17 protein-coding genes are annotated in these 20,609 nt (G+C 70.7%); 8 read left to right on the plus strand and 9 right to left on the minus strand.

Annotated features, from left to right (window positions below):
• Positions 1-177: 177 nt before the first annotated feature.
• Both ppdK and dusB read right to left on the minus strand, forming a co-directional pair.
• A complete protein-coding gene (gene ppdK / locus ACF1CT_RS13840; RefSeq protein ID WP_391784023.1) occupies positions 178-2,925 on the minus strand; it encodes a pyruvate, phosphate dikinase in 2,748 nt (915 codons plus the stop codon).
• Between the two features lie 656 nt (positions 2,926-3,581).
• Complete coding sequence (dusB, locus tag ACF1CT_RS13845) at positions 3,582-4,730, minus strand: tRNA dihydrouridine synthase DusB (protein ID WP_391784024.1); 1,149 nt, start codon at positions 4,728-4,730, stop codon at positions 3,582-3,584.
• An 84-nt stretch (positions 4,731-4,814) separates the two neighbouring features.
• Between dusB and ACF1CT_RS13850 the strand changes: the two genes are divergently transcribed.
• Positions 4,815-6,299, plus strand: coding sequence for an MFS transporter (locus ACF1CT_RS13850; protein ID WP_391784025.1), 1,485 nt, complete (start codon positions 4,815-4,817; stop codon positions 6,297-6,299).
• Here ACF1CT_RS13850 and ACF1CT_RS13855 read toward each other — a convergent pair.
• Complete coding sequence (locus tag ACF1CT_RS13855; RefSeq protein ID WP_391784026.1) at positions 6,233-7,243, minus strand: helix-turn-helix domain-containing protein; 1,011 nt, start codon at positions 7,241-7,243, stop codon at positions 6,233-6,235. The two genes, ACF1CT_RS13850 and ACF1CT_RS13855, sit on opposite strands and share 67 nt — an antisense overlap.
• Before the next feature lie 113 nt (positions 7,244-7,356).
• On the opposite strand from ACF1CT_RS13855, the gene ACF1CT_RS13860 reads away from it, so the two are divergent.
• A complete protein-coding gene (locus tag ACF1CT_RS13860) occupies positions 7,357-8,826 on the plus strand; it encodes an MFS transporter (RefSeq protein ID WP_391784027.1) in 1,470 nt (489 codons plus the stop codon).
• 110 nt (positions 8,827-8,936) lie between these two features.
• Here the strand turns inward: ACF1CT_RS13860 and ACF1CT_RS13865 are convergent, their stop codons facing one another.
• Both ACF1CT_RS13865 and ACF1CT_RS13870 read right to left on the minus strand, forming a co-directional pair.
• Positions 8,937-9,206 carry a DUF6243 family protein gene (locus tag ACF1CT_RS13865; protein WP_391784028.1) on the minus strand — a complete coding sequence of 90 codons (270 nt, stop codon included), beginning with the start codon at positions 9,204-9,206 and terminating at the stop codon, positions 8,937-8,939.
• Positions 9,207-9,482: 276 nt separating this feature from the next.
• Positions 9,483-10,865, minus strand: coding sequence for a glycine--tRNA ligase (locus ACF1CT_RS13870; RefSeq protein WP_391784029.1), 1,383 nt, complete (start codon positions 10,863-10,865; stop codon positions 9,483-9,485).
• Between the two features lie 207 nt (positions 10,866-11,072).
• On the opposite strand from ACF1CT_RS13870, the gene ACF1CT_RS13875 reads away from it, so the two are divergent.
• The 4 genes from ACF1CT_RS13875 to ACF1CT_RS13890 all read left to right on the plus strand — a co-directional run bounded on the left by ACF1CT_RS13875 (position 11,073) and on the right by ACF1CT_RS13890 (position 14,282).
• Complete coding sequence (locus ACF1CT_RS13875) at positions 11,073-12,044, plus strand: metal ABC transporter substrate-binding protein (RefSeq protein ID WP_391784030.1); 972 nt, start codon at positions 11,073-11,075, stop codon at positions 12,042-12,044.
• 38 nt (positions 12,045-12,082) lie between these two features.
• Positions 12,083-12,865, plus strand: coding sequence for a metal ABC transporter ATP-binding protein (locus ACF1CT_RS13880; protein WP_391784031.1), 783 nt, complete (start codon positions 12,083-12,085; stop codon positions 12,863-12,865).
• Between the two features lie 2 nt (positions 12,866-12,867).
• Positions 12,868-13,761, plus strand: a complete 894-nt coding sequence (locus ACF1CT_RS13885; RefSeq protein WP_391784032.1) for a metal ABC transporter permease — start codon at positions 12,868-12,870, stop codon at positions 13,759-13,761.
• Positions 13,762-13,826: 65 nt separating this feature from the next.
• Positions 13,827-14,282 (plus strand): Fur family transcriptional regulator, encoded by a 456-nt coding sequence (locus ACF1CT_RS13890; protein WP_391784033.1) that lies wholly within the window; start codon positions 13,827-13,829, stop codon positions 14,280-14,282.
• A gap of 215 nt (positions 14,283-14,497) precedes the next feature.
• On the opposite strand, the gene ACF1CT_RS13895 is transcribed toward ACF1CT_RS13890, so the two are convergent.
• From ACF1CT_RS13895 to leuA, 4 genes are all read right to left on the minus strand, one after another.
• On the minus strand, positions 14,498-15,319 hold the full coding sequence (locus ACF1CT_RS13895) for an isoprenyl transferase (RefSeq protein ID WP_391784034.1): 822 nt from the start codon (positions 15,317-15,319) through the stop codon (positions 14,498-14,500).
• A 35-nt stretch (positions 15,320-15,354) separates the two neighbouring features.
• Positions 15,355-16,101 carry a DNA repair protein RecO gene (gene recO / locus ACF1CT_RS13900; RefSeq protein ID WP_391784035.1) on the minus strand — a complete coding sequence of 249 codons (747 nt, stop codon included), beginning with the start codon at positions 16,099-16,101 and terminating at the stop codon, positions 15,355-15,357.
• Positions 16,102-16,227: 126 nt separating this feature from the next.
• Positions 16,228-16,962, minus strand: a complete 735-nt coding sequence (locus tag ACF1CT_RS13905; protein ID WP_391784036.1) for a TerB family tellurite resistance protein — start codon at positions 16,960-16,962, stop codon at positions 16,228-16,230.
• 153 nt (positions 16,963-17,115) lie between these two features.
• Positions 17,116-18,909 carry a 2-isopropylmalate synthase gene (gene leuA / locus ACF1CT_RS13910; protein WP_391784037.1) on the minus strand — a complete coding sequence of 598 codons (1,794 nt, stop codon included), beginning with the start codon at positions 18,907-18,909 and terminating at the stop codon, positions 17,116-17,118.
• A 295-nt stretch (positions 18,910-19,204) separates the two neighbouring features.
• Here leuA and ACF1CT_RS13915 point away from each other — a divergent pair, with 295 nt between their 5' ends.
• Together ACF1CT_RS13915 and ACF1CT_RS13920 are read left to right on the plus strand one after the other, a co-directional pair.
• Complete coding sequence (locus tag ACF1CT_RS13915; RefSeq protein WP_391784038.1) at positions 19,205-20,287, plus strand: M4 family metallopeptidase; 1,083 nt, start codon at positions 19,205-19,207, stop codon at positions 20,285-20,287.
• 48 nt (positions 20,288-20,335) lie between these two features.
• Positions 20,336-20,602, plus strand: a complete 267-nt coding sequence (locus ACF1CT_RS13920; RefSeq protein ID WP_391784039.1) for a protealysin inhibitor emfourin — start codon at positions 20,336-20,338, stop codon at positions 20,600-20,602.
• Positions 20,603-20,609: the final 7 nt, after the last annotated feature.

Genomic DNA, 20,609 nt, shown 5'->3' on the forward strand with positions numbered 1-20,609 from the left:
GGGGGGGGGGGGGGGGGGGGGGGGGGGGGGGGGGGGGGGGGGCCCCCCCGGGCCGGGGGGGCCCCCCCCCCCCCGGGGCCCCCCCCGCCTCCGGATTCCCCGGAGCGGCCGCCGGGCCGGTGAGGGTCCGACGGCCGACGGCGGCTCCGGGAGAGGGGACGGGGACGCGGTGTCGCGTCAGCGGCTGTCGCTGCCCGCGGATTCCGCCGCCGCGCGTCCCGCTTCGAGGCGGGCGACGGGGATGCGGAACGGGGAGCAGGACACGTAGTCCAGACCCACCTCGTGGAAGAAGTGCACCGAATCCGGGTCGCCGCCGTGCTCGCCGCAGACGCCGAGCTTCAGGTCCGGGCGGGTGGCCCGGCCGGCCTCGACGGCGCTGCGGACCAGCGAGCCGACGCCGTCCTTGTCGATCGTCTCGAACGGCGACACCCCGAAGATGCCCTTCTCCAGGTACGCGGTGAAGAACGAGGCCTCCACGTCGTCCCGGGAGAAGCCCCACACGGTCTGGGTGAGGTCGTTCGTGCCGAAGGAGAAGAACTGCGCGGCCTCGGCGATCTGCCCGGCGGTCAGCGCGGCGCGCGGCAGCTCGATCATCGTGCCGATGGTCAGCTTCAGCCGGGTGCCGGTGGCGGCCTCGACCTCGGCGATGACCCGGTCGGCCTCCTCGCGGACGATCTCCAGCTCCTGGACCGTGCCCACGAGCGGGATCATGATCTCGGCGCGCGGGTCGCCCTTGGCGTTCTTGCGCTCGGCCGCGGCCTCGGCGATCGCCCGTACCTGCATGGCGAACAGGCCGGGGATGACGAGTCCGAGCCGGACCCCGCGCAGACCGAGCATCGGGTTCTGCTCGTGCAGCTTGTGCACCGCCTGGAGCAGCCGCAGGTCGTTCTCGTTGGCGTCCTCGCGGGCCTCGGCGAGCGCGACCCGCACCGAGAGCTCGGTGATGTCGGGCAGGAACTCGTGCAGCGGCGGGTCGAGCAGCCGTACGGTGACGGGCAGCCCGTCCATCGCCTCGAACAGCTCGATGAAGTCGGCCTTCTGGAGCGGGAGCAGCTGCTCCAGCGCGGTCTCGCGCTCGGCGTCGGTGTCCGCGAGGATCAGCCTCTCGACCATCTCGCGCCGCTCGCCGAGGAACATGTGCTCGGTGCGGCACAGGCCGATGCCCTGGGCGCCGAAGCGGCGGGCGCGCAGCGCGTCCTCGGCGTTGTCGGCGTTGGCCCGGACCCGCAGCCGGCGCATCCGGTCCGCGTACGCCATGATCCGGTGCACGGCGGCGACCAGTTCGTCGGCGTCGTCGGCGCCCGCGTGCATCCGGCCCTCGAAGTACTCGACCACCGGGGACGGCACGACGGGCACCTCACCGAGGTACACCTTGCCGGTTGAGCCGTCGATGGAGACGACGTCCCCCTCCTCGACGACCCGGCCGCCCACCGTCATCCGGCGCCGCTTGGTGTCGACCTCCAGGTCCTCGGCGCCGCAGACACAGGTCTTGCCCATGCCGCGGGCGACGACGGCGGCGTGCGAGGTCTTGCCGCCGCGCGAGGTCAGGATGCCCTCGGCCGCGATCATGCCGTCGAGGTCGTCGGGGTTGGTCTCGCGGCGGATCAGGATGACCTTCTCGCCGGACCGGGACCACTTCACCGCGGTGTACGAATCGAAGACGGCCTTGCCGACGGCGGCACCGGGCGAGGCGGCGATGCCCCGGCCCAGCAGCTCGGTCACGGCGTCGTCGTCGAAGCGCGGGAACATCAGCTGCGCCAGCTGCGCCCCGTTGACCCGCTGGAGTGCCTCGGCCTCGTCGATCAGGCCCTGGTCGACGAGCTGGGTGGCGATCCGGAAGGCCGCGCCGGCGGTGCGCTTGCCGACCCGGGTCTGGAGCATCCACAACCGGCCGCGCTCGATGGTGAACTCGATGTCGCACAGGTCCTTGTAGTGCGTTTCGAGGGTTTCCATGATCGTCATCAGCTGGTCGTACGACTTCTTGTCGATCGACTCCAGCTCGGCGAGCGGCACGGTGTTGCGGATGCCGGCGACGACGTCCTCGCCCTGCGCGTTCTGCAGGTAGTCGCCGTAGACGCCCTGGTGACCGCTGGCCGGGTCGCGGGTGAACGCGACACCCGTGCCGGAGTCGGGGCCGAGGTTGCCGAAGACCATCGAGCAGACGTTGACGGCCGTACCGAGGTCGCCGGGGATGCGCTCCTGACGGCGGTAGAGCTTGGCCCGGTCGGTGTTCCACGAGTCGAAGACGGCCCTTATCGCCAGGTCCATCTGCTCGCGCGGGTCCTGCGGGAAGTCGCGTCCGGCGTCCCGGGAGACGATCTTCTTGAACTGCTTGACCAGCTTCTTCAGGTCGGCCGCGTCGAGATCCACGTCGACCGTGACGCCCTTGGCCTCCTTCGCCGCCTCAAGCGCCTCCTCGAAGAGGTCGCCGTCGACACCGAGCACGGTCTTGCCGAACATCTGGATGAGGCGCCGGTAGGAGTCCCACGCGAACCGCTCGTCGCCCGCCTGCGTGGCGAGGCCCGCCACGGAGTCGTCGGAGAGGCCGATGTTGAGGACCGTGTCCATCATGCCGGGCATGGAGAACTTCGCGCCGGAGCGGACCGAGACCAGCAGCGGGTCGTCCGTCTGGCCGAGCTTCTTGCCCATCCGCGTCTCCAGCGCGTCCAGATGCGCGCTGACCTCGTTCCGCAGCTCCGTCGGTTCCTCGCCGCTGTCGAGGTAGACCTTGCACGCCTCGGTGGTGATGGTGAAGCCGGGGGGCACGGGGAGCCCGAGGTTGGTCATCTCGGCGAGGTTGGCGCCCTTGCCGCCGAGAAGGTCCTTCAGGTCCTTGTTGCCCTCGGTGAAGTCGTAAACGAACTTCTGGCTCCGGGGCTCCGAGGATTCCGGGGTGGATACGTGGGGATCTTTGTTTTCCGACACGGGTCTCGACTCCTCGAAGACGCGGTGGCTGCCCTGACGGCGAGGAACATACCCAGATCGAAGGTTTCTGGGTACGTCCACTTGCGCGTCATGGGGCCTCAACCACCCGTCCGCCAGCAGATCGAAAGTGACACGAATACTCCTCTCATCGGAGGAATGTGTTCACTTCTTGAACGAGTAACCACTCGTCGTCATCGATGTTCGCCGATCCGGGCACTCAGCGCAACGGAAGCATCGATCGATCAAAGCGGAGACCCATGGCACGGAGTGCCATCATTTGAGAAATGCATCCCTCAAAATTGCGCTCATCTGAGCGAGTCAACTCTCAAGGTGGCGAGAATCACTCTACGGTCCGCGCTCAGATGTCACCATTCGGACGTGCGAGCGGCACCGCGAGGTCACTCTTTGATCATCACCTCGATGCCGAGCGTGAGGGGAACGGGCATTCGACACCGAGAACAGGCCTGCGACGGTGGACTTGCGGCCGAATAGCGTTGAATCTGGCCGGATATTGCGCTCAGATGAGCGCACTGAACGGCGCGGCACGCGGTGCCTATGGAGTCGGCCCGCGCCGCGAACGCGGAAAGGCCCCGGCCAGAAGGCCGGGACCTTTCCGCGTTCAGCCGCCGCCGGAAGATCGGGCTCCGCGTCCGTGTTCAGCCGCCGGAGGTGTCCAGCTCCGCGTCCGCGCTCACGCCCGCGCAGTCGTACGGGTCCTTCAGCCAGCCGTCCGGCAGCACCACACGGTTGTTGCCCGAGGTGCGCCCGCGCGGCCCGTCCGCGCCGTCCGGCCACGGCTGGTCGAGGTCCAGCTCGTGCAACTGCCCGGCCAGCTCGTCCAGCGAGGAGGTGATCGCCAGCTTCTTGCGCATCTCCGAACCGACCGAGAAACCCTTGAGGTACCAGGCGACGTGCTTGCGGAAATCGATCACGCCGCGGGCCTCGTCGCCGATCCACTCCCCCAGCAGCGTCGCGTGCCGCACCATCACGTCCGCCACCTCGCGCAGGCGCGGCGCCCGCGTCGTCCCCGTGCCGTCGAACGCGCTCACCAGGTCGCCGAAGAGCCAGGGGCGGCCCAGGCAGCCCCGCCCCACGACCACGCCGTCGCAGCCGGTCTCGCGCATCATCCGGCGGGCGTCCTGCGCGCACCAGATGTCGCCGTTGCCCAGCACCGGGATCTCCGGGACGTGTTCCTTGAGCCGGGCGATGGCGTCCCAGTCGGCGGTGCCGCCGTAGTGCTGGGCGGCCGTCCTGCCGTGCAGGGCGACGGCCGTGACGCCCTCCTCGACGGCGATCCGGCCCGCGTCCAGGTAGGTGATGTGGTCGTCGTCGATGCCCTTGCGCATCTTGATGGTGACCGGCAGGTCGCCCGCGTGGGAGACCGCCTGGTGGAGGATCGCGCGCAGCAGGGGCCGCTTGTACGGGAGCGCGGAGCCGCCGCCCTTGCGGGTCACCTTGGGGACCGGGCAGCCGAAGTTCAGGTCGATGTGGTCGGCCAGGTCCTCGTCGACGATCATGCGCACGGCCTTGCCGACGGTGACCGGGTCCACCCCGTACAGCTGGATCGAACGCGGGGTCTCGCTCGCGTCGAAGTGGATGAGCTGCATGGTCTTCTCGTTGCGCTCGACCAGCGCCCGGGTGGTGATCATCTCGCTCACGAACAGCCCCTTGCCGCCGGAGAACTCCCGGCACAGGGTGCGGAACGGGGCGTTGGTGATGCCGGCCATGGGCGCGAGCACCACCGGCGGCTGCACCAGGTGCGGGCCGATCCGGAGCTGAGGGAGGGGCGGGGCGAGCGTGGTCATGGCCCCATTGTCCCGTACGGCGCGCACCGGCCCGGCGGGACCGCCCTCTCGGCGGAGTTCGTTAGTTAACCGTACTATCCATGTATGCCCGAGCTGAGCCCCCGCCGACGGCAGTTGGTGCTGGCGATCTGCTGCATGAGCCTGCTGATCGTCAGTCTCGACAACACCGTCCTGAACGTCGCCCTGCCCTCCATGCAGAAGGAACTGCACGCCACGGTCGCGGGCATGCAGTGGACCATCGACGCCTACACCCTCGTCCTCGCCTCGCTGCTGATGCTCGCGGGTTCCACGGCCGACCGGATCGGGCGCCGAAGAGTCTTCCGGACCGGGTTGGTCCTCTTCACCCTCGGCTCGTTGCTCTGCTCGCTGGCACCGAACCTGGAATCGCTCGTGGCGTTCCGGATGGTGCAGGCGGTGGGCGGTTCGATGCTCAACCCGGTCGCGATGTCGATCATCACCAACACCTTCACCGACCCGCGCGAGCGGGCCCGCGCCATCGGGGTGTGGGGCGGTGTCGTCGGCATCTCCATGGCGGCGGGCCCGGTGGTCGGTGGCCTGCTGGTGGACTCGGTCGGCTGGCGGTCGATCTTCTGGGTCAATCTGCCGGTCGGGCTCGTCGCGCTGCTGCTCACCTGGCGCTACGTGCCCGAATCCCGCGCCCCGAAGCCGCGTCGGCCCGACCCGGTGGGCCAGCTCCTGGTGATCGCACTGCTGGGCTCGCTGACGTACGTGATCATCGAGACGCCGTCGGCGGGCTGGACGTCACCGCGCATCCTGACGTTCGCGGTCATCGCCGTCGGGGCCCTCGCCGGACTGCTCCTCTACGAGCGCCGACGCACCGAACCCCTCATCGATCTGCGGTTCTTCCGCAGTGCCCCGTTCAGCGGCGCGACCGCCATCGCTGTCTCGGCCTTCGCCGCGCTGAGCGGATTCCTCTTCCTCAACACGCTGTACCTCCAGAACGTGCGCGGGCTGAGCGCCCTGCACGCCGGGCTCTACATGCTGCCGATGGCGGCGCTCACCTTCGTCTGCGCCCCGCTGTCGGGGCGGCTCGTCGGCAGCCGCGGGCCGCGGTTGCCGCTGCTGGTGGCCGGCGTGGCCATGACGGCGTGCGGGCTGCTGTTCGCCGTGTTCGGCGCCGAGACGGACAATGTCCTGCTGTTCACCGGGTACGTGCTGTTCGGTCTCGGCTTCGGGATGGTGAACGCGCCGATCACCAACACGGCAGTCTCCGGGATGCCGCGCTCCCAGGCCGGGGTGGCGGCGGCGGTCGCCTCGACGAGCCGGCAGGTCGGCGGGACGCTCGGGGTCGCCGTGATCGGTGCGGTGCTCGCGGCGGGCGTGGCCGGGACCGGATCACCGCGCGGGGCCGCGTACGCCGACGCCTTCGTGGACGCGGCCGGACCCGCCTGGTGGATCCTCACCGGGTGCGGGGTGTCCGTCCTGCTGGTGGGGGCGCTGACCAGCGGGCGCTGGGCGCGGGAGACGGCGCGCCGGACCGCTCAGCGGCTGGAGACACCGGCGGCGGCCTCCGCCGGGGACCAGGCCTCGGCGGGCTCCAGGGCCTGAAGGCGTTCCAGCCGCCGCCGGGTCTCGTCGTCGGCGGGGGTGTACGTCACCATGCGCGGACCGGACGACGGTCCGAGCCACAGATCGGTGTGGTCGACGCGCAGCAGCCCGACGCGGGCGTTGCGGAAGACCTTGGTCCGGTCGCCGGGGCCCACCACCTCGTGCCGCGCCCAGTTCTCCCGGAACTCCGGCGAGGCCGCCTCCAGCCGTGCCAGGAGCGCCTTCCACGCGGGCTCGGCCAGATGCTCGGCCATCGACATCCGGAACTTGGCGGCCATCAGCCGGGCTGTCCGGGGGAGGTCGACGACGGCGGCACGCCACTGGGGGTTGGTGTAGACGAGGAGCATGCAGTTGCGGTCCTCGGGAGCGACGGCGTCCAGGTCGCAGAACAACCGCCCGTAGGTCCGGTTGTACGCGAGGATGTCGTAGCGGCTGTTCTGGACGCAGGCCGGGACGGGGTCCAGTTGTCGCAGCATCTCCCGCAGCGCCGGGGTGACGCTCGGGCAGTCGGCGCCGGGCGACGGGTCGACGGCGCCCGCCAGCGAGAAGAGGTGGCGGCGCTCGGTGCGGTCGAGCAGCAGGGCGCGGGCGAGCGCGTCCAGCACCTGGGACGACACCTGGATGTCACGGGCCTGCTCCAGCCACGTGTACCAGGTGACGCCGACGGCGGAGAGCTGAGCGACCTCCTCGCGCCGCAGGCCCGGGGTGCGACGGCGACGGCCGCGGACCAGCCCGACCTGCTCGGGGGTGATCCGCTCGCGGCGGCTGCGCAGGAACTCGGCGAGCTCCTGCCGTCTGACGTCGTCCCCGGACGGAACGCGGCCCCGGTGGCCCCCGGCGGGCACGGACGGGCCGTGGTCCCCGGCGGGCACAGTGCCCCGCGCCGGAGCGGACGTACCGGCCCCCGCGCGCACGCCGCCCCGTTCACTCGCCATCGTCCTCATGCCCCCAGCCTGCCGAACCACCCGCCGCAGCTCCGCGTGCGCTGCCAGGTGCCGTTGATACCAGGATAACGACACTCTGGTACCAGGCTGGCGGAGCGGGGATTCTCGTCGGCGTGAACGAATCACCTGTACGGACGCAAGCGGCCACCGGCACCACCCGCGTGGTACGGCACGATCACCCCGCCCCGGTGCTCGGCACGCTCGGGCTGTTCACCGTGCTCCTCGGCGCGGCGCTGCCGCTCATCGACTTCTTCATCGTGAACGTCGCCCTGCCGACGATCGACCACGACCTGGACGCGGGGCCCGCGCTGCTCGAACTGGTCGTCGCGGGCTACGGCCTGGCCTATGCCGTACTGCTCGTCCTCGGCGGCAGGCTCGGCGACACGGCCGGACGACGCCGTCTCTTCCTGCTGGGCATCGCCGCCTTCGGCGTCACCTCGCTCGCCTGCGGACTGGCGCCCGACGCCTGGACTCTCGTCGGAGCCCGGGTGGCTCAGGGCGCCGCGGCGGCGCTGATGCTGCCGCAGGTCCTCGCCACCATCCAGGCGGCCACCTCCGGGCACCGGCGGGCCCGGGCGCTGAGCCTGTACGGAGCGACGGCCGGGCTGTCCATGGTCGCGGGCCAGATCCTGGGCGGCGTGCTCGTCGCCGCCGCACCGCTGTCGTCGGTGTTCGGGGCGGGGGCGGGCTGGCGCTCGGTGTTCCTGGTGAACGTTCCGGTGGCGGCGGTGGGGCTGGTCCTGGCCGCCCGCTGGGTGCCGGAGACCCGTTCGCAGCGGCCCGCGCCGGTCGACGTACCGGGCACCCTGTTGCTGGCCGCCTCGCTGGTGACACTGCTCGCCCCGCTGACGGAGGGGCGTGCGGCGGGCTGGCCGGTGTGGACCCGGGTCTCGCTGGCCCTGTTCCCGTTCGTCTCGTATGCCTTCTACCGGGTCGAGCGGCGGGCCGACCGGCTCGGGCGGACCCCGCTGGTGCCGCCGAGCCTGCTGCGGCTGGACTCCTTGCGGCGCGGGCTGGCGCTGGTGGTGCCGTTCTCGATCGGCTTCGGCGGTTTCATGTTCGTGATCGCGGTGGCGTTGCAGCAGGGGCTGCGGCTGGGCCCGGCGGCGGCCGGTCTGTCGCTGGCCCCGATGGCGGTCGCCTTCTTCGTGGCGTCGCTGGCCGGTCCGCGTCTGGTCCGGCGGTTCGGCAGCCGGGTCGTGACGGCCGGTGGGCTGATCCAGGCGGCGGGCGTGCTGGCCCTCGCGTTCACGGTGTGGCACCGGTGGTCGGGGCTCGGGCCGTGGGAGCTGCTGCCCGGGGTGGCGGTCGCGGGCCTCGGACAGGGGCTGCAACTGCCCGTGCTGTTCCGCATCGTGCTCTCGGACGTGCCGACCGCACGCGCCGGGGTGGGCGGCGGGGTGATGACGACGACGCAACAGGCCGCGCTGGCACTCGGCGTCGCCACCCTCGGCACGCTGTTCCTCTCCCTCGCCCCGGGCTCGGGAATGCGGGACGCGCTCGTCGTGACCCTGCTGGTCCAACTCGCCGCGGTGGTGCTGACCACGCTGCTGAGTCTGCGGCTGCCGCGCACGGTGTCATGAACGCCCGGGACCGGCGGGCGGACGGCGGGCCCCGCACACGGGCGTGGGCCCGGACCACTCCAGGTGATCCGGGCCCACGGTCGTGAGGTCGTACGGGTGTTGAGGCGGCGTCAGTCCCGCGCGGGGGCGTCCTGTCCGTCCGTCTCCGACCGCGCGGTGTCGTCCGCCGATGCCCCGGCGGACTCGGGCGCCGACTCGGCCGACTCGGCGTCCGGTCCCGGCTGCGTGCGCTCACGCATCCGGCGCAGCAGTTCCTGCTTCTGGTCGGCGGCCGCCTTGCGGTCGGCCTGATGTGCGGGGCCGGTGCCCTGCTGGTCGGCGCGGGACAGCTTCTTGCGCTGTCCGCCCACACCGAGGAGGTTGTTGCGGCTCTTGGCCACGGCGTTCTCCCGTTCGTGGTGAGAAGTGAGGTCTGGGGCGACCTTTGATCCTTGATCGATCCGGTGGGCGGCGGGTGCTCCGACCCGCCGCGCTCTCACTCGTAGATCTGGAAGAACGAAGACATGGCGCAACCGTACCCCGGTGCCGTCGGTGGCCGCAGCCGGATTTTCCGCTCGCGCCGGACGCGTACGGACCACGGCAGAGCCCCCGCTCCCTCCGTACGCGGTACGGGAGATCGGGGGCTCCGGCCGGGCATGCCCCTGCGGGGCGGTGTGTCAGCAGCCGAGCAGTCGGGCGCCGAGGTAGGCCTGGATCTGGTCGAGCGAGACGCGCTCCTGCTTCATGGTGTCGCGCTCGCGCACGGTCACCGCGTTGTCGTCCAGGGTGTCGAAGTCGACGGTGACGCAGAACGGCGTGCCGATCTCGTCCTGGCGGCGGTAGCGGCGGCCGATGGCGCCCGCGTCGTCGAACTCGATGTTCCAGTTCTGCCGCAGGTCGGCGGCGAGGCCCTTGGCCTTCGGCGAAAGCTGCGGGTTGCGGGACAGCGGGAGGACGGCGACCTTGACCGGCGCGAGACGCGGGTCGAGGCGCATCACGGTGCGCTTCTCCATGACGCCCTTGGCGTTGGGCGCCTCGTCCTCGATGTAGGCGTCGAGGAGGAAGGCGAGCATCGCGCGGCCGACACCCGCCGCCGGCTCGATGACGTACGGGGTCCAGCGCTCGCCGGCCTCCTGGTCGTAGTACGCCAGGTCGGTGCCGGACGCCTTGGAGTGCGCCTTGAGGTCGTAGTCGGTGCGGTTGGCGACGCCCTCCAGCTCGCCCCACTCGCTGCCGCCGAAGCGGAAGCGGTACTCGATGTCAGCGGTGCGCTTGGAGTAGTGCGAGAGCTTCTCCGCGGGGTGGTCGTACCACCGCATGTTCTCCTCGCGCAGGCCCAGGCCGGTGTACCAGCTCCAGCGCTGCTCCATCCAGTACTCGTGCCACTTCTCGTCCTCGCCCGGCTTGACGAAGAACTCCATCTCCATCTGCTCGAACTCACGGGTGCGGAAGATGAAGTTGCCCGGAGTGATCTCGTTCCGGAAGGACTTGCCCATCTGGGCGATGCCGAACGGCGGCTTCTTGCGCGAGGTCTGCTGCACCTGGCCGAAGTTGGTGAAGATGCCCTGGGCGGTCTCGGGGCGCAGGTAGGCGACCGAGCCGGAGTCCTGGGTCGGGCCGAGGTGGGTGGAGAGCAGGCCGGAGAACTGCTTGGGCTCGGTGAACGTGCCCTTGTTGCCGCAGTGGGGGCAGTTGAGGTCGGCGAGGCCGTTCGCGGGCGCGTGGCCGTGCTTCTCCTCGTACGCCTCCTCCAGGTGGTCGGCGCGGAAGCGCTTGTGGCAGGAGGTGCACTCGGTCAGCGGGTCGGTGAACGTGGCGATGTGGCCGGAGGCGGCCCACACCTCGGAGGCAAGGATGACCGACGAGTCGAGTCCGACCACGTCCTCGCGCGAGGTGACCATGTAGCGCCACCACTGGCGCTTGAGGTTCTCCTTCAGCTCGACACCCAGCGGTCCGTAGTCCCAGGCGGCACGCTGGCCGCCGTAGATCTCGCTGCAGGGGTAAACAAAGCCACGGCGCTTGCTCAGGCTGACGATGGAGTCGATCTTGTCGGCGGCCACGGTGCTCTCTTCATTACGACGACGAAAACGGACAGGGGTGGCTCGTAGCGCCTCGGTGGGGTGGAGCTCAGGAGACGAGGCGGGCGAATGCTTCAGGTTACCGGCGGTGCCTGCCCCTGGATCAAATCGGTACCGGCTCGATCGACCGTGCGGTCATCTCATCATCCTTGTTGACAATCGTTTCCACTTTTGTTGAAAATGACTGTCATGAACGTCAGCCGCCTCATACCGACCGCCGCCGTCGCCGGAGCCGCCGTCCTCGGCCTCACCGCCCTCACGGCCTGCTCCTCCTCCGACTCCTCCGACCACAAGAACGGCGACAAGCTGAACGTGGTGGCCTCGTTCTACCCGATGCAGTTCCTGGCCGAGCGGATCGGCGGGGAGCACGTCTCCGTCACCACACTGACCAAGCCCGGCGTGGAGCCGCACGACCTGGAACTGAGCCCCCGGCAGATCGGCGGGCTCGGCGACGCCGACTTCGTCCTCTACCTCAAGGGCATCCAGCCCGCCGTCGACGACGCCATCAAGCAGTCCGGCGCCGAGGACGTCGTCGACGCCTCGACGCTGACGAAGCTGGAGACCCACGGCACCGAGACCGGCCCCGACGACCACGACCACGACCACGGGGACGACCACGACCACCACGGGGACGAGGCCGGGGCCGACCCCCACATCTGGCTCGACCCGGTGAAGTACGCCGAGGTCGCCAAGGGCGTCGGGAAGTCCCTGGAGAAGTCCGACCCCGGCCACGCCGCGGACTACCGCAAGAACACCGAGGCGCTGGTCACCGAGTTGGACGGCCTGAACACCGCGTACGCGAACGGCCTGCGGAACACCGCCACCAAGACGTTCATCACCACCCACTCCGCCTTCGGGTACCTCGCCGAGCGCTACGGCCTCACCCAGGAGGGCATCGCCGGCGTCGACCCCGAGGCCGAGCCCAGCCCCGCCCGGATCAAGGCGATCCACACCATCACGAAGAAGGACGGGGCGACCACCGTATTCTTCGAGACGCTCGCCAGCGACAAGACCGCGAAGACCCTCGCCCGGGACACCGGCCTGCGGACCGACGTCCTGGACCCGCTGGAGGGAATCACGGACAAGTCCAAGGGCACCGACTACATCGAGGTCATGCGGTCCAACCTCGCCGCCCTCCAGAAGGCGCTCGGCACCAAGTGACCCGCGCGACACCCGCCACAGCAGCACCGGAGGCACTCATGCCCGAGACCGGGAACACCACGGCCGAACCCGTCATAGCCCTGCGCGGCGCCACGGCCACGCTCGGAGCGCGTCCGGTGCTGCGCGGCGTCGATCTGGCCGTCCACCGCGGCGAGGTCGTCGCCCTGCTCGGCGCCAACGGCTCGGGCAAGTCGACCGCCGTCCGCTCGGTCATCGGCCAGGTCCCGCTCACCGGGGGCTCCGTCGAACTGTTCGGCACCCCGCTGCGCCGCTTCCGCGCCTGGTCCCGCATCGGGTACGTGCCGCAGCGCACCACCGCTTCGGGCGGCGTCCCCGCCACCATCCGCGAGGTCGTCTCCTCCGGGCGGCTCTCGCGCACGAGGCTCGGCCCGCTCCGCAGGGCCGACCGGGCCGCCGTGGACCGGGCCATCGAACTGGTCGGCCTCGCCGACCGGGCCACGGACTCGGTGAACGCGCTCTCGGGCGGGCAGCACCAGCGGGTGCTGATCGCCCGGGCCCTGGCCGCCGAACCCGAGGTGCTGATCATGGACGAGCCGATGGCCGGGGTCGACCTGGCAAGCCAGGAGATCCTCGCCACCACCCTGCGCGACCAGGTCGCGGCCGGTGCCACGGTGCTGCTGGTGCTGCACGAGCTCGGCCCGCTGGAGCCGCTGATCGACCGCGCGATCGTGCTGCGCGACGGCTGTGTGATGCACGACGGGCCGCCCCCGCAGGCGCTGGGCCAGCACGCCCTGCCCGGCCACGACCACGTACACCCCCACGCGGCCTCCGAGCCCGTCCGGACCGGACTGCTGAGCTGACCATGGAATTCCTCGATCTCCCCTTCATGCAGCGGGCCCTGCTCGCCGCCGTGCTCGTCGGCGTCATCGCCCCCTCCGTCGGCATCTACCTCGTCCAGCGCCGCCAGGCGCTGATGGGAGACGGCATCGGCCACATCGCGATGACCGGCGTCGGCCTCGGCTTCCTGCTCTCCACCAGCCCGGTGTGGATGGCCACGGCGGTCGCCGTCGTCGGCGCCGTCGTGATGGAACTGATCCGCTGGTACGGACGCACCCGGGGCGACATCGCACTGGCCATGCTGTTCTACGGCGGCATGGCGGGCGGCGTCCTGCTGATCAGCCTCTCCGACGCCGGCTCCAACGCCAACCTCACCTCGTACCTCTTCGGCTCCCTCGCCACGGTCTCCAGCGAGGACGTCACCGCGATCTGCCTGCTGGCCGCCTTCGTGCTGCTGGTGATGCTGGGGCTGCGGCGGCAGCTGTTCGCGGTCAGCCAGGACGAGGAGTTCGCCCGGGTCACCGGGCTGCCGGTGCGCGCGCTGAACCTGCTGATCGCCGTGACGGCGGCCGTGACGGTCACCGTGGCGATGCGGGTCGTCGGACTGCTGCTGGTCAGCGCGCTGATGGTGGTGCCGGTCGCGGCAGCGCAGCAGATCGCCCGGTCCTTCAAGGTGACGTTCGTGCTGTCCGTCGCCATCGGTACGGCGGTGACCCTGACCGGCACCATCACCTCGTACTACCAGGACGTCCCGCCCGGCGCGACGATCGTGCTGCTGGCCATCGTGGTCTTCGTCGCCCTGACCGCCCTCGCGACGCCGTTGGCCAGGAGGCGCGCCCGGCGAGGCGAGGCCGTGACCGGGGAGTGCACCCTGGAAGTACCGGCGGCCCGCCCGGCCGCGGATGATCTACGAGTGTGACCACGGCGCCCGGGTGGGCTGGCACAATGGCCCGACACAAGTACGGGCGACACGAGGAGGCGGCTGTGGCCACAGCGCCGATCAGTGGAACGAACGCGGCCCCGGTACGCGGCCGGTCGACCCGGCAGCGGGCGGCGGTGGCGGCAGCGCTCGACGAGGTGGACGAGTTCCGCAGTGCGCAGGAGTTGCACGACGTGCTCAAGCACCGCGGCGACTCGGTCGGGCTGACCACCGTCTACCGCACCCTCCAGTCCCTCGCCGACGCGGGCGAGGTCGACGTGCTGCGCACCACGGACGGCGAGTCCGTGTACCGGCGCTGCTCGACCGGGGAACACCACCACCACCTGGTGTGCCGGATGTGCGGCAAGGCCGTGGAGGTCGAGGGACCCGCGGTGGAGCAGTGGGCGGAGGGGATCGCCTCGCAGCACGGCTACGTGAACGTGGCCCACACCGTGGAGATCTTCGGGACCTGCGCGGAGTGCGCGAAGAGCACGGGCTCCGCGGACAGGACGGACGGGTAACGAGCCGGGAGCAGCAGAGGGCGGGCTCGCGACGCCCGAAGACGGCCGACACTCCCGGCGACGGGGGCCGACGGAACTGCCGTCGGCCCCCGTTTCCGTGCCCCGGGGCCCCGTCTCCGTACCCCGGGGCCCCATTCCGCCTCCTGGGGCCCCATTCCGCCTCCCGGGCCCGTTTCCGTTGCCCGGCCGCGGAACCGGCGGTCCGGACCGTCTCCTCAGCCCTTCGTGGCCGGGGCCGCCTCCACCGCGCCGCCGAAGCGCCGGTCCCGCTGGGCGTACTCCAGACAGGCCCGCCACAGGTCGCGGCGGTCGAAGTCCGGCCACAGCACGTCCTGGAAGACCATCTCGGCGTAGGCGCTCTGCCAGATCAGGTAGTTGGAGGTGCGCTGCTCCCCGCTGGGGCGGACGAAGAGGTCGACGTCCGGCATGTCCGGGTAGTAGATGTACTTCGCGAACGTCTTCTCGTTGACCTTCGACGGGTCCAGCCTCCCGGCCGCGACGTCCTGCGCGAGGCGCTGCGCGGCGTCGGCGATCTCGGCCCGGCCGCCGTAGTTGACGCAGAAGTACAGCGTCATCCTGTCGTTGCCCTTGGTCTGTTCCTGGGCGACCTGGAGCTCCTGGACGACGGACTTCCACAGCTTCGGCATGCGTCCCACCCAGCGGATGCGGATGCCCAGCTCGTCCATCTCGTCGCGGCGGCGGCGGATGACGTCCCGGTTGAAGTTCATCAGGAACTTCACCTCCTCCGGGGACCGCTTCCAGTTCTCGGTGGAGAACGCGTACAGCGAGAGGTTCTTGACACCCATCTCGATGCAGCCCTTGAGGACGTCCATGACGACGCCCTCGCCGACCTTGTGGCCCTCGGTGCGCGGGAGGCCGCGCTCCTTGGCCCAGCGGCCGTTTCCGTCCATCACGACGGCGACGTGCTTGGGCACCAGCTCGCCGGGGATCTTCGGGGGCGTGGCACCGGAGGGGTGCGGCTCCGGTGTCTTGTAGTCGCGCCGGTTACGGCCGCCGAGCATCCCGCGTACTGCCATGAACTGTCTCGCTCCCTGTGCCTGATCCGCCTGTGTCACTTCTCTACGTACCGCAGTGAGCGCAACCCGCGCTCCAGGTGCCAGTGCAGGTAGGCGGACACCAGTCCGCTGCCCTCCCTGACGTGACGCGCCTCGCACGCGTCCGCCGTCGCCCAGTCGCCGGTGAGCAGGGCGCTCAGCAGACGGACGGCCTCGGTCGAGGGTACGACGCTGCCGGGCACCCGGCAGTCACCGCATATGACGCCGCCGGACGCGACGGAGAAGAACCGATTCGGCCCGGGCATCCCGCACTTCGCGCAGTCCTCGAAGCTCGGCGCGTAGCCGTTCACGGCGAGCGAGCGCAGCAGGAAGGCGTCGAGGACGAGGTGCGGCTCGTGCTCGCCGCGGGCGAGGGTGCGCAGCCCGCCGACGAGCAGCAGGTACTGCTGGACCGCGGGTTCGCCCTCGTGGTCGGTGAACCGCTCGGCCGTCTCCAGCATCGCGGTGCCCGCGGTGTAGCGGGCGTAGTCGGTGACGATCCCGCCACCGTACGGGGCGATCGTCTCGCTCTGGGTGCAGAGCGGCAGACCCCGGCCGATCAGCTCACCGCCCCGGGCGAAGAACTGCACGTCGACGTGGGAGAAGGGTTCCAGCCGCGCGCCGAACTTGGACTTGGTGCGGCGCACCCCGCGCGCCACGGCCCGCACCCGGCCGTGGCCGCGGGTGAGAATCGTGATGATCCGGTCGGCCTCGCCCAGCTTCTGCGTGCGCAGCACCACACCGTCGTCCCGGAACAAGCTCATGCGTCCATTGTCCGGCACGGGAACGGCCCGCCGGACCCGCGGCTCCCCGGGGCGGCGGCCGAGGACTGCGCGGGAAGCGCGCGTGCCGGGGCGTGGCCGCCCGCTCAGAGGCCGCCCGGCAGGCTCTCAGGAGGGGGTGCGGGCGGCCGCGGCCAGCAGCCGGGCGGTGTCCTCGGCGCAGATCTGCAGCGCGCCGCCGACCGTGGTCAGCACCTCGCGCTCGGAGGGGCCGTACGGGCCGTCGGCGAGGGCGATCCGGGCGCCCTGGAGCAGGATCGCCTCGCGCCCTGCGGGGGCCAGGTGCGGGGCGAGGGGTTCCAGCGCCTCGTGCAGTTCGATGGCGAGGGCCGCGCCGCACGCCTCGGCCGCTGGGTCGAAGGCGGAACCGTGGCCGATGTCGGCGGAGAGGACCTCGACGACGGTGGAGAGCTGCTCCTCGGTGCAGTCGTCGAAACCGGCGCCGCGCACGGTGGCCGCCGCGGTCCGCAGGACCGTGCGGGAACTGGTGCCGCCGGCCGCCAGGACGCCGAGCGTGACGGTGTGGACGGCGTCCCGGAGCATCGTGGAGAGCCGGGTGGTGGTGGGGTGGTCGAGCACGTCGGTGCCGAAGTGCCCCCGGCAGGCGGCGCACTCGACGACGGGGCCGGTGGTGCCGCGGCGCAGCATCGGCACTCCGAGCACGGCGAAGCGGCGGCGTCCGGTGAGGCGGCGGTAGTTGCGGTCGCCTCCGCAGCCGGGGCAGAAGAACTCCCCGTCGCCGACGGCGTCCCAGACGGTGCGGATGCCGCAGATGCGCAGTTTCATGGCGCGTTGTCCCAGGGCTGACCGCACGTCGCACACCTCCGTAGCGCCCGGCAACATTGCCGTGTGGGACGTGATGTTAACCACAGTCATGAGGTGACGTCAGTACCCCGATCACCACAACTGTGGAGATGGCCGAACCCCGCCCCCGGAGATGAGCGGTGGGGGCGGGGTCCTCGGCCGTGCGGCTGCGGCCCCTGCGGGCCCGCCGGGTCAGCGAGTGGCGCGGTTGACGGCGGAGACGACCGCCTTCAGCGAGGCGCGCGTGGTGTTGGCGTCGATGCCGATGCCCCACAGGACCTTTCCGTCGATGGCGCACTCGATGTAGGAGGCGGCCTGGGAGCTGGCGCCCTCGCTCATGGTGTGCTCGGTGTAGTCCAGGAGACGGGCGTCGATGCCGATGGCCTGCAGCGCTTCGAAGAACGCGGAGATCGGGCCGTTGCCGGCACCGGTCAGCACGGTGTCGGTGCCGTCCACGGTCGCCTCGACGGTGATCGTGTCCCGGCCGTCGGAACCGGTGGTGGACTGTCCGGAGCGGATCTGTACGCGCCCCCACGGGTTCTCGGGGTTCGGCAGGTACTCGTCCCGGAACGTGGACCAGATCTGCGACGGGGTGACCTCGCCGCCCTCGGCGTCGGTCTTGGCCTGAATGATCCGGGAGAACTCGATCTGCATCCGGCGCGGCAGGTCCAGCTTGTGGTCGTTCTTCAGGACGTAGGCGATCCCGCCCTTGCCGGACTGCGAGTTGACCCGGATGACGGCCTCGTAGCTGCGGCCGACGTCCTTCGGGTCGATCGGCAGGTAGGGAACCGCCCATTCGATGTCGTCGACGGTCACGCCCTCGCCCCGGGCGGCCGCCTCGGCCTCCATGGCGTCGAAGCCCTTCTTGATGGCGTCCTGGTGGGAGCCGGAGAAGGCGGTGTACACCAGGTCGCCCGCGTAGGGGTGGCGCGGGTGGACCTCCATCTGGTTGCAGTACTCGCTGGTGCGGCGGATCTCGTCGATCTGCGAGAAGTCGATCTGCGGGTCGACACCCTGCGAGAACAGGTTCATGCCCAGGGTGACCAGGTCGACGTTGCCGGTGCGCTCGCCCTGGCCGAACAGGCAGCCCTCGATCCGGTCCGCGCCCGCCATGATCGCCAGCTCGGCGGCGGCGACGGCGGTGCCGCGGTCGTTGTGCGGGTGGACGGACAGGCAGACGTGCTCGCGGCGGGTCAGGTTCCGCGACATCCACTCGAACCGGTCCGCGTGCGTGGACGGCGTCGAACGCTCCACGGTGGCGGGCAGGTTGAGGATGATCTCGCGGCCCTCCTCGGGCTGCCATACGTCACAGACCGCCTCGCAGACCTCCAGGGCGAAGTCCAGTTCGGTGTCGGTGAAGATCTCCGGGCTGTACTGGTAGCCGAAGGTCGTCTCCGGGCCCAGCAGCTTCTCCGCGTACTCCATGACCAGCCGGGTGCCGTCCACCGCGATCTGCTTGATGTCGTCCTTGGAACCGCGGAAGACGACCCGGCGGAAGGTGGGGGCCGTGGCGTTGTACAGGTGCACGGTGGCGCGGCGGGCGCCGATCAGGGACTCGACGGTCCGCTCGATCAGGTCCTCGCGGGCCTGCGTCAGGACGGAGATCGTCACGTCCTCGGGGATCGCGCCCTCCTCGATGATGGAGCGGACGAACGCGAAATCGGTCTCGCCGGAGGACGGGAAGCCGACCTCGATCTCCTTGTATCCCATGCGTACGAGCAGGTCGAACATCTCGCGCTTGCGGGCGGGCGACATCGGGTCGATCAGGGCCTGGTTGCCGTCGCGCAGGTCGGTGGACAGCCAGCGGGGCGCGACGGTGATCCGGTTGTCCGGCCAGGTGCGGTCGGGGATGTCGACGGCCTCGTAGCGGCCGTACTTGTGGATCGGCATCCCGGACGGCTTCTGCAGATGGGTGGCGTTGGTGATCGGCGTCGGACGGCCGACGGCGGTCTCTGCAGGCGTCCGGGCGGGATGTGCGGCGGTCATGTCGTACGGCTCCTCGGGGTCCAACCAATGGGACGGCCGACTGTGTCGCTGCAACACCAGACTCCGCGGGGAGGGGGTCGGCCTACGACTACAGGCCCTCGCCGCGGCAGCTAAGAAGAAGCAGCCCGAAACGCATGATGCGAACGAGATTAGCCGAGGGGCGCCCCATGCGTCCGTCCCGTATCAGTATGCGGGACCGGGCACCTAAAACGCCCAGGCGTGACCGATCACTCCATTTCGTCAATCCTCGTCGCAACCGGTGACATCCCGGTTACGCGATGCCACAGTCGGGTGCATGCACCCTCAGTCACAGCACGGGTTCCGCCCCGTCTTCTGCACCATCGTGCCGCCCCATGTCCTCGACAAGCTCTCGCAGTCGGACAACCCCGATCTCGCCGGTCCGGCCCGCCGCACCCTGGAGGGCGACGCCGCCCGCCGCACCCGGCGCCAGATGGCCACGGTCGTCACCCTGCCCGCCTCCCCCGGGACCGAGACCGAGGGCGAGGCGCCGGACAAGCCCGACCGCACGATGTACGACTGCCGTCACCGCACCCAGCTGCCCGGCACCGAGGTCCGCGCCGAGGGCCAGGAGCCCACGCAGGACGCGAGCGTCAACCGCGCGTACGCGGGGCTCGGCGCCACCTTCGAACTCCTGTTCAAGGCGTACGGCCGCAGTTCGATCGACGGCAAGGGACTGCCGCTGATCGGTTCCGTGCACTACGACGAGAAGTACAACAACGCCTTCTTCGACGGCGAGCAGATGGTGTTCGGCGACGGCGACGGCGAGGTCTTCCTCGACTTCACCCTGCCGATCGACGTCATCGCCCACGAACTGACCCACGGCCTGACGCAGTACACCGCCAATCTGAGCTACTACGGCCAGTCCGGCGCGCTCAACGAATCGGTGTCCGACGTCTTCGGCTCGCTGGTGAAGCAGTACTCGCTGGGCCAGAGCGCGGACCGGGCCGACTGGCTGATCGGCGCCGGCCTGCTGGCCCCCGGGGTCCAGGGCGTCGCGCTGCGCTCGATGAAGGAGCCGGGGACGGCGTACGACGACGACGTCCTCGGCAAGGACCCGCAGCCCGGAAAGATGGAGGACTACGTCCACACCAGTCAGGACAACGGCGGGGTGCACCTGAACTCCGGCATCCCGAACCGCGCGTTCTACGTACTGGCGACGGCGCTCGGCGGCAACGCCTGGGAACGGGCCGGTCAGATCTGGTTCGATGTGCTCACCGGCGGTCAACTGGCCGTGGACGCGGACTTCGCGGACTTCGCCCGGCTGACAGTGGCCGCGTCCCGCAGCCGCTTCGGGGAGGGCGACGAGACCGAGGCGGTCCTGAAGGCGTGGTCGGAGGTGGGCGTGCCGGCCGAGTAGGACGATCGGGCCCGTGCCCCGGCCCGCTGGGCGATGGAGGACAACCGCATGCGGATTCAGGTCAGCAGGACCGGTGGCTTCGCCGGTATCGCGCGCCGGGGCGAGGTGGACACCTCCGGCCGGGCCGACGCCGAGGAGTGGGAGGCCCTTGCCGAATCGGCGCTCGCCGCGGCCCAGGGCACCCCGCCCGCGGGCGTGCCGGACGGTTTCCGGTACCGGATCACGGTCGGCGACCGGACGGTGCACTGCGCGGATCCCCGGCTGACCGACGCGCAGCGCGCACTTGTCTCACGCGTCCTGAAGGAGGGCGCGTGAGACCGGG

This window comes from Streptomyces sp. NPDC014734, assembly GCF_043083325.1.
In the GTDB taxonomy this organism is placed as follows: domain Bacteria; phylum Actinomycetota; class Actinomycetes; order Streptomycetales; family Streptomycetaceae; genus Streptomyces.